This window comes from Veillonella sp. 3913 (assembly GCF_003992235.1).
In the GTDB taxonomy this organism is placed as follows: Bacteria; Bacillota; Negativicutes; order Veillonellales; family Veillonellaceae; genus F0422.
Window position 1 is genome coordinate 441,103 of record NZ_RQVF01000001.1, and the last position, 16,139, is coordinate 457,241.

Genomic DNA, 16,139 nt, shown 5'->3' on the forward strand with positions numbered 1-16,139 from the left:
ATATCTTTTTTGAATAGTAACTATAGGAATTGATAGGTTTTGATAGCAATTATATCCTTTTAGAAATATGATCCAATCTACTACTTAGGCATATTAAAACTGGCGACGAAAGTTAGCACCCTCATCGCCAGTTTCACACAGTTGAACTTTTATTTACTTTGTATCAATAAAATTTCACCACTATTAATTCACAGTATATAAATAATCGTATTGTTCCTGTGTTAACGTATCTAAGTCATAGCCCATGGATTGTAATTTCAGTTTCGCAATTTCTGCGTCTACTTCATATGGTAATACATGTACATCATCTGACATGTCTGCCCCATGATGTAAGATGTACTCCGCTGCTAATGCCTGCATAGCAAAGGACAAGTCCATAATTTCTGCTGGATGTCCATCCCCTGCTGCTAAGTTCACAAGTCGACCTTCTGCTAGCACATACAATTGACGACCATCTTGCATATGGTAAGCCTCGATATTTTGACGCACTCGTTCATGAGATACAGCCATTGCTTCTAAGTCTTTTACATTTACTTCACAATCGAAATGGCCTGCATTACAAAGTACAGCGCGATCTTTCATCACAGCATAGTGCTCTTCTGTAATAACGTCTTTACAGCCTGTGACCGTACAGAAAATATCGCCAATTTTAGCAGCTTCCACCATTGGTAATACTTTGAAACCATCAAATACAGCCTCGATTGCTTTAATTGGATCTACTTCTGTTACATACACGTGAGCACCTAGGCCTTTGGCACGAAGTGCCACGCCTTTACCGCACCAACCGTAACCAGCAACCACCACGTTTTTGCCTGTTACTGTTAAGTTTGTGGTACGCATGATACCGTCCCACACAGATTGTCCTGTACCATAGCGATTGTCGAATAAGTATTTACAGTTAGAATCGTTCACAGCGATCATTGGGAATGTCAACTGTTCCGCTTCAGCCAAGGCTTTCAAACGGTGTACACCTGTTGTGGTTTCTTCACTACCGCCCAACAAACGTTCTTTTGCATCAGTTCGTGTTGTATGTAACAAACTTACTAAATCTCCACCGTCATCGATGATGATATGAGGTTTATGGTCTAATGCTTTGTTCAGGAACATCGTATACTCTTCGTCTGTACAGTTGTACCAAGCATAGACAGTCAAGCCCATATCTACCAGTCCTGCCGCCACATCATCTTGCGTAGACAATGGGTTGGAACCTGTAACGATCACATCCGCACCACCACGTTTTAACACCGTAGATAAGTACGCAGTTTTAGCTTCTAAGTGAACGGATACAACGATGGTTTGACCTTTGAAAGTTTGCTCTTTTTCAAAACGGTCCCCTAATGTGTTCAAAGTAGGCATGAAATTAGCTACCCAGTCGATTTTTTTACGACCTTCAGCGGCTAAGGAAATATCTCGAATTAAAGATTGCATTGGCGTTCTCCTTTTAGATTCTTCACCATAGATTATAATTGAAAGCCACCATATTCAGACATACGATGATGAGCTGGATAGTCTGCATTCACATCGATGCCTTTGATAACTTCTTTTACAAGCGATTGTAATTGCTCAGCCATTTCTTTCATCATATCTACCACTTCACCATGGGTCAAAGCAGATTCAGAAATGCCTGCTGCGTAGTTTGTGACCATGGAAATTGTCATATATGCCATTTCCGCTTCATTGGCTAAGGTCACCTCTGGTACGTTCGTCATACCCACCGTTTGGCCACCTAACATAGCATACATGCGAATTTCAGCAGGAGATTCAAAGCGAGGACCCTCTGTACATACGTAAGTTCCACCATTGTGAACCGTTAAGCCTAAGGATTTAGCTGCGCTTTCTACAATACCTCGCAACTCAGGGCTATATGGTTCTGTCACATCCACATGCGCCACCGGACGATCGCCTCCTTCATAGAAGGTATTCACACGGTTTTTAGTGAAGTCTAGGAATTGGTCGGTCAACACAAAATGACCCGGTCCAAAGTTCTCATCCAAAGAACCTACTGCTGTGGTAGATACAATGTATTTCACGCCTAATTTTTTAAGTCCCCAAATATTAGCACGATAATTAATCTTGTGCGGTGGAATCGAATGATCTCGACCATGACGAGCTAAGAAATATATCGTCTTGCCTTCATACGTACCACATACATAGTGAATCTCACCATAGGGTGTCATAAGCGAAGATTCCGTCATAGTTTCAAACATATTTGGATCGTACACACCGGTACCACCAATAATAGCAATGGATGACATATCGTTCCTCCTTGTGAAAGATAGAAAAAATATCTGTTATGAATTTATTATAGCATGGAAAGGACAGTTTTGTGGAAATAGACTATCATTATTAGCAGTTATAAATTTTTCACCATTTTCTTCCCCACTACAAATCATCCATAAAATGCTATAATATACACAACAACTATCAACACGTTAATCTATACAATAAAGGAGTTCTCCATGATTCGTATTGCTTTTGGACAAATTCAGGTACACCCTGGTGATCCTGCTACAAACTTTCAATCTATGATGCAAGCTATCAACTATGCCAAGGCTGTGAGCACGGACATCCTTATCTTTCCAGAATTGTGTCTCAGCGGATACATAGTAGGTGATTTGTGGGACCAAGTGCCTTTTATAAATGATTGCCTCTACTATGGTGAAGAATTAGTAAAAGCCACCGCTAACACAAATCTCACCATTATTTTTGGTAATGTAGGTATTGATGAACGTCTACGTAACTTGGACGGCAATCTTCGCAAATATAATGCCCTCTATTTAGCCTCCAAAGGACAACTGGTATCTAATCCATCCCAGCCTTATCCATTTACAATTAAAACCTTATTGCCCTGTTATCGATACTTTAATGAACCTCGGCATTTCACTAGCGCTAATGTGGTGGCGAAAGAGCGCAATCTATCGTTGTCTGATATTAATCAGCCTCTCACGATTTGCACTCGACAAGGAGCGTTCACTATTGCTCCTGTTATCTGTGAAGATAGCTGGGATACACACTATCCAGATTGTCCCACAAGTCTTATGGTGGAATCTGCAAAAGCGAAAGGTCAGCATATCGATTTAATTGTGAATTGTTCCTCTTCACCTTACACAATCCATAAGCAAAAACAGCGCCACGCCCTATTTAGTGCACAAGCCAAACGAAACAATACTCCTATTGCCTATACAAATCACGTGGGAATTCAAAACAATGGCAAAAATATCTGCATCTATGACGGTTGCTCCACGCTATATGACGTGAACGGTTCTGTTGTGGAAGAAGTACCTGCTTTTGAAAACACGGTACGACCTACCTTGTTGAAAGATACCTTGTGGCAGCCGATTTCATCCAGTAATAGTACTACTAATCATATTGAGCATCCCAAAGATGACATACTATCTACTCATTTAGAAATAAATAAAGCCAATACTACATATGATGCGTATCATACAGACGGTATACATAGTGCAAATGAACCATATGCCACAACGCCTGCATATATCCCTACCCTATTCAAAGCTCTTCAATACGGCATTCGTCAATTTTTAGCACAAACTGGGATTAAAAAAATTGTCATCGGTGCTTCTGGTGGCATTGACTCTGCCCTTAATGCTGCTTTGTACAGCACTGTATTAGCACCAGAAAATTTATACTTAGTCAATATGCCAAGCCGTTACAACTCAGATATGACGAAAGATTTGGCCTACCAATTAGCACAGAACATCGGTTGCCATTATGGCGTATTCCCTATTGAGGAAGGTGTGAACGCCACTATTGCACAACTAGAAGGTCAGACTTTTACAAAATCCCCTCTAAAGGCCTCTGGTCATGTACATAAGCATACACTAGCAGATGATGCTACTATCTCCAATTCTACTACAGATATTATATGTGAATCGCAGCAAATTACTACAAATCATACTGAGCAAACTCATGTGGATACCGACTTAGATACTACCACATTCTTACAGCTATCTACCCTTGCCAAAGAAAACATCCAAGCTCGTGATCGTTCATCTCGTATCCTAGCTGGTATAGCATCCGCTGTGAACGGGGCTTTCACGTGCAATGGCAATAAAACAGAGTTCACCATCGGTTATGCTACGATGTACGGTGATTTGGCAGGTTTCCTCGCTGTAACGGGAGATGTGTGGAAAACAGATGTGTATGCTTTGGCTAGCTACATGAATGAGCACATTTTTAAGCATGAATTAATCCCTCAAGGATCCATCGATGTGGTCCCTAGTGCGGAGCTTTCCGATGCACAGGATGTAACGCAAGGACTAGGTGACCCATTGCAATACGAATACCATGATTGCTTGTTCCGTGCCTTCGTAGAGGGTACACCACATACACTGCCTCATCAGCGTTTGACTCCTGAGGATATCTTGTGCACCTACGAGAACGGTACATTGGAACACCTATTAGGATTGCCAAACCCAATTTCTCACTATTTCACATCCACAGAACAGTTTATCAACGACCTTGAACGCTGGTGGAAATCTTTCAACGGATTAGCTGTAGCAAAACGTATCCAATCTCCTCCACTCTTCCTTGTCAGTGAACGTGCCTTTGGTACTGACCTAAGTGAAAGTCAATTAAAACCGTATTTCTCACGTACTTACCATATCATTAAAGAGAGAGTTCTATATCACCATACTAAAAAGTGAGTATATTTCTTAATTTTAAAAATATAAATCTATGCTATAGTAACGCTATATACAACTTTGTAATATACCTTATTAGATATCTTACATCCTGTATATAGCGTTATTTAATGTTTGACCATTTACTCATGCACCACTTTCAAAAATGATATAACCCATACTGAAAATTATATTGTAATGATAATCGTTATAGATTACAATAAAGTTAACCCTATGGGTTACGTTTTAATGTGTATTTGGAGGTATATTATGCAACAAGCATGGAAAGACTTCAATACAGGTGTATGGGATAAGTCCGTGGACGTACGCGATTTTATCCAACGAAACTATGTGCCTTATGTAGGCGATGATTCTTTTCTAGTAGGTCCTACAGAACGAACTACTAGACTTTGGCAACGGGTATTAGATTTATATGAGGAAGAACGACAAAAAGGTTCTGTCATCGATGCAGACACTGATGTAGCAACTCATATTACGGCGCATGCCCCTGGATATATTATTCAAGAAGATGAACAAATTGTTGGTCTTCAAACTGATTATCCTTTAAAACGTGCCATGTTCCCTTATGGTGGTTTACGAACTGCTAAAAGTGCTATCGAAGAGTATGGTTACAAAATGGATCCAACTCTTGAAGCGTTCTTTAAAACTCATCGTAAGACACATAATGATGGTGTATTTGATGTATATACACCTGAGATGCGAGCTGCTCGCTCTGCTCACATTATTACGGGCCTACCTGACGCGTATAGCCGCGGCCGAATTATCGGTGATTATCGCCGTGTAGCCTTATATGGTGTAGATTATTTGATCAAGGATAAAGAAGATCAATTCAATATCACCATGGGCGATATGATGCCAGATGTCATTCGTGACCGCGAAGAAATTCGAGATCAAATCCGTTCTTTGAAAGAGTTAAAAGAAATGGCTGCGTCCTACGGATTTGATATCTCCAAACCTGCTACCGATGTAAAAGAAGCTATCCAATGGCTATACTTTGGCTATTTGGGTGCTATCAAAGAACAAAATGGTGCAGCTATGTCTATCGGACGTAACTCCACTTTCTTGGACATCTATGCAGAACGTGATTTGAAATCTGGTAAATATACAGAAGAACAAATCCAAGAAATGGTGGATCACTTCATTATGAAATTGCGCATGGTTCGTTTCGCACGTATCCATGAATACAACAATTTATTTACTGGTGATCCTGTATGGACAACTGAGTCTATCGGTGGTATGGGCACTGACGGACGTACATTAGTGTCTAAAACGGCATTCCGTGTCCTACATACATTGCAAAACCTTGGTCCTGCTCCTGAACCAAACCTAACAGTACTTTGGTCTCCTTCCCTTCCTGAAGGTTTCAAAAAGTTCTGTGCGAAACTCTCTATTGCAACATCTTCCATTCAATATGAGAACGACGAAATCATGCGCCCTAACTCCGGTGATGATTACGCGATTGCTTGCTGCGTATCCCCTATGCGTATCGGTAAAGAAATGCAATTCTTTGGCGCTCGCTGTAACTTGGCGAAAGCCTTACTATATGCTATCAATGGTGGCGTAGATGAAAAGCTGAAAAAACAAGTAGGTCCAAAATTCCGCCCTATTACTTCAGAATACCTTGACTTCGATGAAGTGATGGAACGCTTTGAAGATATGACGGAATGGTTAGCAGGTGTGTATGTGAACGCCTTAAACATCATTCATTACATGCATGACAAATACGCCTATGAAAAATTAGAAATGGCATTGCATGACCGTAAAGTCACTCGTTGGTTTGCCACAGGTATTGCTGGACTTTCCGTAGTAGCCGATTCTCTATCTGCTATTAAATATGCGAAAGTAAAACCAATTCGCGATGAAAACGGTATTGCTATTGATTTTGAAATTGAAGGCGAATTCCCTAAATATGGTAATGATGATGATCGTGTAGATGATTTAGCTGCTACAGTGGTATCTGGTTTTATGAATAAGATTCGTAAACATCCAACCTATCGTCAATCCGTGCCAACCATGTCACTCTTGACGATTACATCCAATGTGGTATACGGTAATGCCACTGGTGCTACTCCTGACGGACGTAAAGCAGGTATTCCATTTGCTCCGGGTGCCAACCCTATGCATGGTCGTGACGAACACGGTGCTATCTCTTCCCTTGCATCTGTTGCTAAAATGCCATGGCGTGATTGTTGCGATGGTATTTCTAATACATTCTCTATTATTCCAGATTCTCTAGGTAAATCTGGAGAGTCTATGGTGACACTAGGCGACTTAGATTTAGACATAGACCTAGGCAACATTGAACATGCCTTAGCCGATGGTTGTGAAAATCTAGCGTGTCGTGAGCCAAATGTTACTTTCCCTGAAGAAAAGGAGTAAATATGACTAACGAACAACAAGTTGATAATTTAGTACAATTGTTAGATGGGTACAGCAAAAAAGGCGGCCACCATTTAAACGTAAACGTATTCAATCGTGAAACATTATTAGATGCTCAAAAACATCCTGAATTGTATCCACAATTGACGATCCGTGTTTCTGGTTACGCTGTTCATTTCAACAAGTTGACAAAAGCTCAACAAGACGAAGTGATCTCCCGTACATTCCATCAATCCATGTAATGCACTATGGTAGGTCGCATTCATTCCATTGAGACCATGGGTACTGTCGATGGCCCAGGCATGCGATTTGTCTTGTTCCTCCAAGGTTGCCCATTGCGATGTGCCTATTGCCATAATCCAGACACTTGGGATCCCTCTACGTATGCCCAAGAGATGACTGTGGCAGATGTGTGGACACAATTTGAAAGGAATCGTGACTTTTATATCACTGGAGGCATTACTGTCACTGGTGGCGAAGCATTGTTGCAACTCCCTTTTATTATCGAACTCTTTACTTTCTTTCATGGAAAGGGAATTCATACTTGTTTAGATACAAGCGGGATTTGCTACACACAAGAACAGGCTAGAGAGTACAAACTGCTTCTTGACGTAACGGATTTAGTCATTCTTGATGTGAAAGAGATCGATTCCTCTATACACGAAACACTAACCGGCAAACCTAATGATGCGGTCCTAGAGTTCGCTAAGTTTATAGACGAACAGGGTACCGATTTTTGGGTACGCCACGTGGTAGTCCCAACCATCACAGATAATCGCGATCGCTGGTATCGGCTTGGTTTCTTTCTAGGTGCTTTCAAACATTTGAAAGCCGTAGATTGCTTACCTTACCACGTCATGGGGGTTAATAAATATGAAAGTCTTGGCATTTCCTATCGCTTAGATGGAATCCCGCCCCTCTCAAAAGCTGACGCACAGCGTGCACTCCGCGTTGTCCTTTCTGGAATACGCGACTACCGCCGAGGTTTATGGTGTCCTCTTAAAACACCTGAAAGTTAAACTCATAACAATACTTTCCTGATCTTTCATAAAAGCGCACTATCCCTCGTGGACGGTGCGCTTTTTCTTGTTCATATATTAATATTTATTTCTTATGGATAACTTTTACATATTAGGTAAATCGTTGTATAATGGGAAGGTATTATTTCAGACTGTAACACTATGATTTATGGTTCAAGTGAATCCTATGTGTACCATTGCACCATCATAGTCTTTTGTATCTAAAGTTAGGAGGCATTTCATGGCATCGTCGTACATGCTACAATTACACCTTGGCGCCGTAGAAACGGTCATACTCTCACTCTTTTCCTTTTTACTGGGCACCTTCATGCACAAGCACATCAATATCTTGCATCGTTGGGCTATCCCAGTCCCTGCTATTGGCGGTTTAACCGTAGCCGTGCTTGTATTCCTATTACAAATTTCTGGTCTTATCCTAATTACTTTGGACAAAGCTGTTCTTGTTCCCGCTATGGTGGCATTCTTCGCTACCATGGGCCTAGTAGCACCGGTGCAAATTTGTACCTCTTCTCTAAAAGCTATCCCTCGCTACTGGGGCATGAGCACTTTACTTGTGATTATGCAAATTAGCATTGGCTTAGGACTAGCGAGTTTGTTCGGATTAGATAAACACTATGCCATTTTATTAGGTTCTCTTTCTCTTGAAAGTAGTTACAACTTTGTCTCTGCCTTAGGTCATGATTTAGGGAATGCCTTAAATGGTGAAACGGTAGCACATGGAATCATTGCTTTCACTACCATTGTTGGTGTATTCATCGGCGGTCCTATGGGACAATATTTAATCGAAAAGTTCAATCGCTATGAAACTGCCCCTCCTCCACCAGATTCACCAGCACCCACACCGATTGGGATTATCGTCAACTTATTGTTAGTCCTTATCTGTGTCAGCACCGGCATCGGTGGTTCCCACTACTTATTAGATACCTTCGGATTACATATTCCTACGTTCATCGTATCTATGTTATTAGCCATCCTCATCCGTAATGGTGGTGATGCAATGGGACAGACATTTATCAATTCTAAAGCTATTGCCTTATTCAGTCAAATTAGTATTACTATCTTCTTAACCACTGTATTTATGAGTATACCTGTAATCGCATTACGATCTTTGACAGGACCAATGCTTGTGATTCTGGTTGTACAAGTGATTGCGATTATTCTATTCACACGATTCATCGTATTTCCTGTACTCTGTAAAGATTACGACGGTGTTGTCATCGGCGCCGCTCTCCTTGGTCACGGCTTAGGCATCACACCAAACACAGTGGCAACCATCGCAACCCTTGGTGGTCGCTACAGAAAATCTGTAAAAGCTTTCCTTGTAGTGCCAATTACTGCTACCGTATTAATCAATGTGTTCGGTATTCCTATCTTGCATTGGATCATGCAGTTCTATTGGTAAACACATATAACAAAATCCCCAATCCATATACTGGACTGGGGATGTTTTATTATAAGAATAGATTAATGATTTCTACACCAATCAATCCACATACAGCAATCACTGTTTCCACCATACACCAAGAGCGCAATGTTTGTTTTACAGACAATCCGAAGAATTCTTTGAATAACCAGAATCCTGGGTCATTTGGTGGGCTAAAGAATACTGAACCAGCACCGACTGCGATTACCATCAATTCAGGGCTTACACCTGTTAATGGAATCAATGGGGCTACGATGCCACCAGCTGTCATGGCTGCTACTGTAGCAGAGCCTACAGCAATACGGATAACCACAGCAATTAACCAAGCTAGTACTAGTGGAGATACATTCACTTGCATCACAAGTTCACCAATATAGGTTCCTACACCGCTATCGATTAATACTTGTTTTAAGGCTCCACCAGCACCTACAACGAATAAAATCATAGCTACTGTTAAAATTGCTTTTTCAGAAGTAGCCATAATCTCTTTCATAGATTTGCCTCGAGCGAAGCCAAATGTATAGAAGGCAATGATCAAGGAAATTGTTAATGCCACAGATGGATCACCAATGAAGTTAAGAATAACCATTGCTGGAGATGCTTTTGGCAAGTTCATCATTTTACCGATAGCTGTCGCTGCCATCAAGATAACTGGTACTAAGGCAGTAAAGATGGATACTCCAAAGGATGGCATTTCCTCTTCTGTAAAGTCTTTATCATTGTGAAGACCTTCTGGGATATCTGTTTTAATATCTTTCACCGTATTGTACAATACAGGACCTGCCAAAATAACTGTTGGAATACCGATTAAGATACCATATACCAACGTTAGTCCAATGTCTGCATTGAATAATACAGAAATCGCTGTTGGACCTGGATGTGGCGGCAAGAAACCATGCGTTACAGATAAAGCTGCAACCATTGGCATACCAACCTCTAACAATGGAATATCCGCGGATTTAGCAATGGTAAAGATTAAAGGAATCAATAAGACGAAGCCGATTTCATAGAATAAAGCAATCCCTACAATGAATCCAGTTAAACATACAGCCCATCTTACATTGTTACGGCCAAACATATTAATCAATGTAGTCGCAATACGTTGCGCTCCACCGCTATCGGCCATCAATTTACCTAAAATAGCGCCGAAACCTACTACGATGGTTAAGCCCCCTAAGGTAGCTCCTAAGCCTTTTTGAATAGTTGGGAAAATCTTATCGATAGGTAATCCCTCTCCAAAGGCTAATAATACACAGACTAATAGCAATGATAAAAAGCTATTCATCTTTACTTTTACAATTAGGAAAAATAGTAAAATAATTCCTAATGCGAGAATAATTAATGGCATGTAAGTCTCCTTTCTAATTATAAACGACTGAACGGATGTTCCTTTTGGAACTGAACAAGACGTGCCAAATCGTCTTTCATATGAATATACAAACTTTCATAAATAGAGAAAAGTTCGTCATATACCGTTTGATTCTGCTCCTTAGGGTGATAGATACATTCAGGCTGCACTAACTCAGCTGTATCTTTAATATCTGATAAAGTTCCATCAGAAATAAACCCTAATACAGCGGCACCAAAGGAGGCGCCTTCACTATTATTTGGTAAGGTAATATGTTCACCGAATATATCACTCATAATTTGTACCCACAGTTCAGATTTAGTGAAAGAACCACTGATACGGATATCTTTCACATCTTCAAACTCACGCAATGCATCAAGAACAAAACGTAAGCTATAACAAATGCCTTCCATTGTGGCACGAATCATGTAAGAACGACTATGGTTTAAGGATAAGCCTACGAATGCACCACGCAAGTCTGAGTTCCAGTACGGAGCTCTTTCACCAGTAAAATATGGCATTAATAGCAATCCACCAGATCCAGCTGGTACATGTCTTGCTTTCATAGTCATTAAATCATAAGGGTCCACCGATAGTTGTTCCATTTGAGAGCCATGATAATGTAGGATCCGATCACGCATCCAACGCAAAATCATACCTCCATTGTTGATAGCTCCACCAGCCACCCACATGGTATCTGTTAAATTATAGCACCAAGTGCGACCTTTTGGATCCATTTGCGGCTTTTCTGTGAGCATGCGTATCGCACCAGATGTACCTATAGTAGCACTTAATTGCCCTTTAGAAACAGCGCCAATACCTACATTCACCAGTACTCCATCAGTAGCACCGATGACAACAGGCGTATTCACAGGTAAACCCAATCGTTCTGCTACGTTGGCTAGTAACTTACCACTATATGTTGTGGATACCACCTTAGGCAGTTGCACTTCTTGAATCCCTACATAGTCTAAAATCTCAGAGTCCCAAGTTTCTGTAAAGGCATTAAATAAACCAGAACTAGATGCTACTGACTTATCAGTAACCCATTCTCCTGTCATCAATCGGAACATGTAATCTTTAATAGATCCAATATGAGCCATGCGAGCAAAGATTTCAGGTTGATTTTCTTTGACCCATATGATTTTAGCCAATGGATAGGATGCATGTAACGGGCAGCCTGTTCTAAAGTAGAATTGTTTGCACGCTTCGTCTTGTTCCATGCGGTGTACAATGTTGGAACTTCTGCTATCCGCCCAGGTAATCATATTCCCTAATAAGTCAAACTGTTCATCTTGAGGGATAAAACTATGCATGACTGAACTCAAAGCAATCCCGGATATGGTAACTAGTTTATATTGTAACTCTTTGACTACTCCAGCAATGACTTCTTCTGCCGCATCATAAATCTGTTGAGGATTCTGTTCTGCTCGATCATATTGTGGTGTTTCTAATGGATAAAAAGCATCTCGTACAGCTACCGATTTACCTTGTGCTGTATACGCCATAGCACGTACGCCTGTAGTTCCCACATCAACGCCGATCCATACTGCTTCTCTAACTTCTGACATATATACCTCCTATCATCCAAATAAACTCATTTGTTCGTCTTCTGGTAAGTCACCTAAGCAACCTAATTCTACCATGCGGTTAGCAATGGTTTGAGACATTTTTGTACGTCTTCGCAAATCTTTAATAGACAAAAACTCCGCCTGTTCTCGTTCTTCTACGATGGCATCCGCTACCTTTTCACCTAAGCTAGTAACAGCCACAAATGGCGGCAATAAAGATGTTTCATCTTTAATCATAAATCGTCTTGCTTGTGATTTGTATAACTCTACATTGGCGAAAGAGTAACCTCGCTGTTTCATTTCCAAGGATACCTCTAAGGCAGACATTAAATCTTTTTCCTTTGGTGATGCTTCATACTTCGCAGCTAAGGCTTTTAACCGTTTAAATTCTTGTTGCTGCTCTTCTAAGGAACCCATCATAATTTTCAAGTCAAAGGCTTTCGCCCGAATAGAAAAATATGATGCATAGAAAGCCAATGGATAATTAATCTTGTACCACGCAATGCGGAATGCCATCATAACGTAAGCCACTGCATGAGCCCGAGGGAATAGATAGGAAATCTTTTTACAAGATGCAATAAACCACTCTGGCACTTGCGCTGCTCGCATTTGGTCTTCATAATCTGTTTGAGCAATCCCCTCTTTATTCCGCTTTTCGATACCTTTCCCTTTACGCACATTTTCCATGACGGAAAAAGCTACATTATCTGCTACCCCATGGTTGCGCAAAAAGTTCATAATATCGTCACGGGTAGAGATAGCTTCATTCAATTTACAAGTCCCAGTTTTAATCAAAGTTTGTGCATTATCTACCCATACATTGGTACCATGGGAGAAACCAGAAATCCGCACTAAGTCCGAAAAAGTTTGTGGCTTAGAATCTTCTAACATGGCCCGTACGAACCCAGTACCTGATTCAGGTACTGCCAAGGTCGCTACTTTATCTCCTTGCAATTGAGCTGGTGTCAAACCTAAGGCTTTTGTTGAGGAGAATAAACTTAATGTAGCAGGATCATCAAAAGGAATACTCGTAGACGGAATACCTGTCATATCTTCCAACATACGAATGATGGTAGGATCATCATGGCCCAGTATATCTAGCTTGGTCATACGACCTTCAATCGAGTGATAGTCAAAGTGTGTGGTAATAATACCACTTTCTTTTTTATTGGCTGGATATTGAACGGGTGTGAAATGATGTACATCCATATCTCGAGGGCAAACCATAATGCCTCCTGGATGTTGTCCCGTAGTATTCTTTACTTTTGTAAATCCTGTGGATAGCTTTTCTATAAAACCTCGTCGTTTTTGTAAATCATTGACATCTGCATATTTGTAAGCGTAGCCAATAGCCGTTTTATCCGCAATGGTACCGATTGTTCCCGCTCTAAATACATTATCTCGTCCGAACAATTCTTCCGTATATTTATGGGCACGACCTTGGTAATCTCCAGAGAAGTTCAAGTCAATATCTGGTACCTTATCCCCATGGAATCCCATAAAGATAGCAAAGGGAATATCGTGTCCATTGGCGATGAGTGGCGTACCGCACTCAGGGCAATTACGACGTGGTAAGTCAAAGCCCCCTGCATATTCCCCTTTTAAATAGAACTCACTCCACTTACACTGTGGACACACATAATGCGGTTCTAGTGGATTAACTTCCGTAATATCTGCCATGGTAGCTACGAAGGAAGACCCTACGGAACCACGAGACCCTACAAGGTACCCATCATCTAAGGATTTTTTTACTAGTTTATGGGCGATATAATATAACACGCCGAAACCATTGCCTATGATACTTTTAAGCTCATAATCTAAACGGTCCTGCACTGTTTTAGGCAAAGGATCTCCATAGATAGACTTTGCTTTCGCATAGCACATATCTTCTAAGGCTTTATCGGCCCCTTCGATTTTCGGAGAATAGGTACCATTTGGAATAGGTATGATATAATCTATACTTTGTTCCAATGCTCTGGTATTGGTGACTACCACTTGGTAAGCAATGTCTTCTCCTAAGTAGGCAAACTCTTCCAACATTTCATCAGTAGTACGCATATGCTGGTCCGCTTTGTCTTTGGCATCTTTCTCACCGCTTGCTGTGAGCATGATTTCACGATACATCTTATCTTTAGGGTCCATATAATGCACATTCCCTGTAGCTACGACTGGCATTTGCAATGTCTCCCCTAAAGCAACGATACGACGATTTATGTTTTTTAAGTCTTCCTCATGTTTTAACAAGCCTTCTTTAATAAAGCTCTTATAATTATCATGAGGTTGAATTTCTAAATAATCATAAAATCTAACAATCTCTTGTAACTCTTCATCGGTGGCACCATGTGCCATGGCTTGAATCAATTCTCCAGATTTACAAGATGTTCCTATAAGAATCCCTTCACGATGATCTTCAATGACAGCTCTTGGCAATCTTGGGTACTCATCAAAATAGTTTAAATGGCTTATGGAAATCATCTTATACAGATTCCGCAAACCTACCATATTTTTTGCAAATATAATGATATGATGTGGTACGGCTTGGTCCTCTTTTTCAATCAAATAAGCCTCTACGCCATAGAGGATCTTCACGCCTTTTTCCAAAGAATAGGCCTGAGCTTCTGGAAATGCTTGTACCACCCCATGATCGGTAATCGCTACCGCTGGATGTCCCCATTCTTTCACACGGTTTACGATGTCTTTCACTGCCACTAAGGCATTTTTCTCGGACATTTTCGTGTGCAAATGAAGTTCTACCCTTGTTTCCTCATGGGTATCTGTGCGTTTTGCATTACCCGTATCCTCCACAGGACGGATGGAATCCATATTTAACACATAATCACGTACAAATTGCTCATCATAGATAACTTCCCCTTTGATCTGTACCTTCCCAACAGATTTTAAAATTTTTAATAGCTTGGGGCCATCTTCAGAAGGGCTAGTAAACCGTTTAATAGCCAAACTATTATGGTCATCCACTAGATGACCTGTAATGATATACCGCTTTTTGGGTTCCTCACCTTTTTCGCGAGCTTTTTGTACAGCCTTGCTATCTTCTTTAGGGCGAATTTCTCGTATATCTAAACTGTGAAAGTACCCAGAGATAACAACGTTTTCTCCGGTTCTCACAAAGAAATCATCTGTTCGATGCGTATCTGATTCATCAAAAGCAGGACCTAATAGCATACCATCTTCCGTAGTTAACTTCCGTCTTCTCATAGGATAAGGAGAACTCCCCATTGCCGTTGGAGTTGGCGTATTAGGTCGATCTATGACTACCGGTGCCTCGTATAAATCATCATAATCCGATGAAGTTTTGATCGTACCATCACGACTTACATAGAGTTCCATTTCATCAAATCGATTCTCTTCATCCATATCCCAATAGATATCGTAATCTGCTACTTCATTCGCCTGTTGTAAAAAAAGATACTCTGTATCTTCTAGCCCTTTATTATCTAGATTAGATACAAAAGGAGTCTCTTCTGTTGCATTAGGTATACGAGTAAGAACAATTTGGTTCCTAAAATCCTCTGTATCTACAAGCTCATAAGTGCAACCAATACTGTGACAGATTTCTTCAATACGTGCTTGTACTGCCTTATCTAATGTTCCTATCGACTGAGAACCAAATATATGCAATTTTCCGTTTTTTAAGTAAAAGTGAAAGTCTACTTTAGACTCTCCCTTTAGTACCATATGATAACATTTCATAGT

General features: G+C 40.6%; 10 protein-coding genes. 5 read left to right on the forward strand and 5 right to left on the reverse strand.

The features are described 5' to 3' along the window. Positions 1–183: 183 nt before the first annotated feature. Both EO113_RS02255 and mtnP read right to left on the reverse strand, forming a co-directional pair. Positions 184–1,428 (reverse strand): adenosylhomocysteinase, encoded by a 1,245-nt coding sequence (locus tag EO113_RS02255; RefSeq protein ID WP_127135445.1) that lies wholly within the window; start codon positions 1,426–1,428, stop codon positions 184–186. 32 nt (positions 1,429–1,460) lie between these two features. Beyond that, the gene (gene mtnP / locus EO113_RS02260) at positions 1,461–2,255 is read right to left on the reverse strand and encodes an S-methyl-5'-thioadenosine phosphorylase (protein WP_127135446.1); all 795 of its coding nucleotides are present in this window, start codon (positions 2,253–2,255) and stop codon (positions 1,461–1,463) included. A 204-nt stretch (positions 2,256–2,459) separates the two neighbouring features. Here mtnP and EO113_RS08225 point away from each other — a divergent pair, with 204 nt between their 5' ends. The 5 genes from EO113_RS08225 (at position 2,460) to EO113_RS02290 (ending at position 9,485) form a co-directional block, all read left to right on the forward strand. Continuing rightward, positions 2,460–4,667, forward strand: a complete 2,208-nt coding sequence (locus EO113_RS08225; RefSeq protein WP_240633650.1) for a nitrilase-related carbon-nitrogen hydrolase — start codon at positions 2,460–2,462, stop codon at positions 4,665–4,667. Between the two features lie 246 nt (positions 4,668–4,913). Continuing rightward, on the forward strand, positions 4,914–7,043 hold the full coding sequence (gene pflB / locus EO113_RS02275) for a formate C-acetyltransferase (RefSeq protein WP_062403048.1): 2,130 nt from the start codon (positions 4,914–4,916) through the stop codon (positions 7,041–7,043). Between the two features lie 2 nt (positions 7,044–7,045). Continuing rightward, positions 7,046–7,285, forward strand: coding sequence for an autonomous glycyl radical cofactor GrcA3 (gene grcA3 / locus EO113_RS08285; protein ID WP_126938357.1), 240 nt, complete (start codon positions 7,046–7,048; stop codon positions 7,283–7,285). Positions 7,286–7,291: 6 nt separating this feature from the next. Next, entirely contained in the window at positions 7,292–8,062 is a 771-nt protein-coding gene (gene pflA, locus EO113_RS02285; protein WP_126940921.1) for a pyruvate formate-lyase-activating protein, read from the forward strand. Positions 8,063–8,303: 241 nt separating this feature from the next. Then, positions 8,304–9,485 carry a sodium/glutamate symporter gene (locus EO113_RS02290; protein ID WP_127135447.1) on the forward strand — a complete coding sequence of 394 codons (1,182 nt, stop codon included), beginning with the start codon at positions 8,304–8,306 and terminating at the stop codon, positions 9,483–9,485. Between the two features lie 49 nt (positions 9,486–9,534). On the opposite strand, the gene EO113_RS02295 is transcribed toward EO113_RS02290, so the two are convergent. The 3 genes from EO113_RS02295 to EO113_RS02305 are packed head-to-tail and all read right to left on the reverse strand — an operon-like array spanning position 9,535 to position 16,136. Beyond that, positions 9,535–10,854, reverse strand: a complete 1,320-nt coding sequence (locus tag EO113_RS02295; RefSeq protein ID WP_127135448.1) for a gluconate:H+ symporter — start codon at positions 10,852–10,854, stop codon at positions 9,535–9,537. 17 nt (positions 10,855–10,871) lie between these two features. Continuing rightward, positions 10,872–12,425 (reverse strand): gluconokinase, encoded by a 1,554-nt coding sequence (locus EO113_RS02300; RefSeq protein WP_127135449.1) that lies wholly within the window; start codon positions 12,423–12,425, stop codon positions 10,872–10,874. A gap of 12 nt (positions 12,426–12,437) precedes the next feature. Next, the gene (locus EO113_RS02305; RefSeq protein ID WP_127135450.1) at positions 12,438–16,136 is read right to left on the reverse strand and encodes a PolC-type DNA polymerase III; all 3,699 of its coding nucleotides are present in this window, start codon (positions 16,134–16,136) and stop codon (positions 12,438–12,440) included. Between the last annotated feature and the right edge of the window lie 3 nt (positions 16,137–16,139).

Coding starts and splice junctions, on each gene's coding strand:
- mtnP (WP_127135446.1), bottom strand. CDS start 2,255: ATGTCATCCATTGCTATTATTGGTGGTACCGGTGTGTACGATCCAAAT.
- EO113_RS08225 (WP_240633650.1), top strand. CDS start 2,460: ATGATTCGTATTGCTTTTGGACAAATTCAGGTACACCCTGGTGATCCT.
- EO113_RS02300 (WP_127135449.1), bottom strand. CDS start 12,425: ATGTCAGAAGTTAGAGAAGCAGTATGGATCGGCGTTGATGTGGGAACT.
- EO113_RS02295 (WP_127135448.1), bottom strand. CDS start 10,854: ATGCCATTAATTATTCTCGCATTAGGAATTATTTTACTATTTTTCCTA.
- grcA3 (WP_126938357.1), top strand. CDS start 7,046: ATGACTAACGAACAACAAGTTGATAATTTAGTACAATTGTTAGATGGG.
- pflA (WP_126940921.1), top strand. CDS start 7,292: ATGGTAGGTCGCATTCATTCCATTGAGACCATGGGTACTGTCGATGGC.
- EO113_RS02255 (WP_127135445.1), bottom strand. CDS start 1,428: ATGCAATCTTTAATTCGAGATATTTCCTTAGCCGCTGAAGGTCGTAAA.
- EO113_RS02290 (WP_127135447.1), top strand. CDS start 8,304: ATGGCATCGTCGTACATGCTACAATTACACCTTGGCGCCGTAGAAACG.
- EO113_RS02305 (WP_127135450.1), bottom strand. CDS start 16,136: ATGAAATGTTATCATATGGTACTAAAGGGAGAGTCTAAAGTAGACTTT.
- pflB (WP_062403048.1), top strand. CDS start 4,914: ATGCAACAAGCATGGAAAGACTTCAATACAGGTGTATGGGATAAGTCC.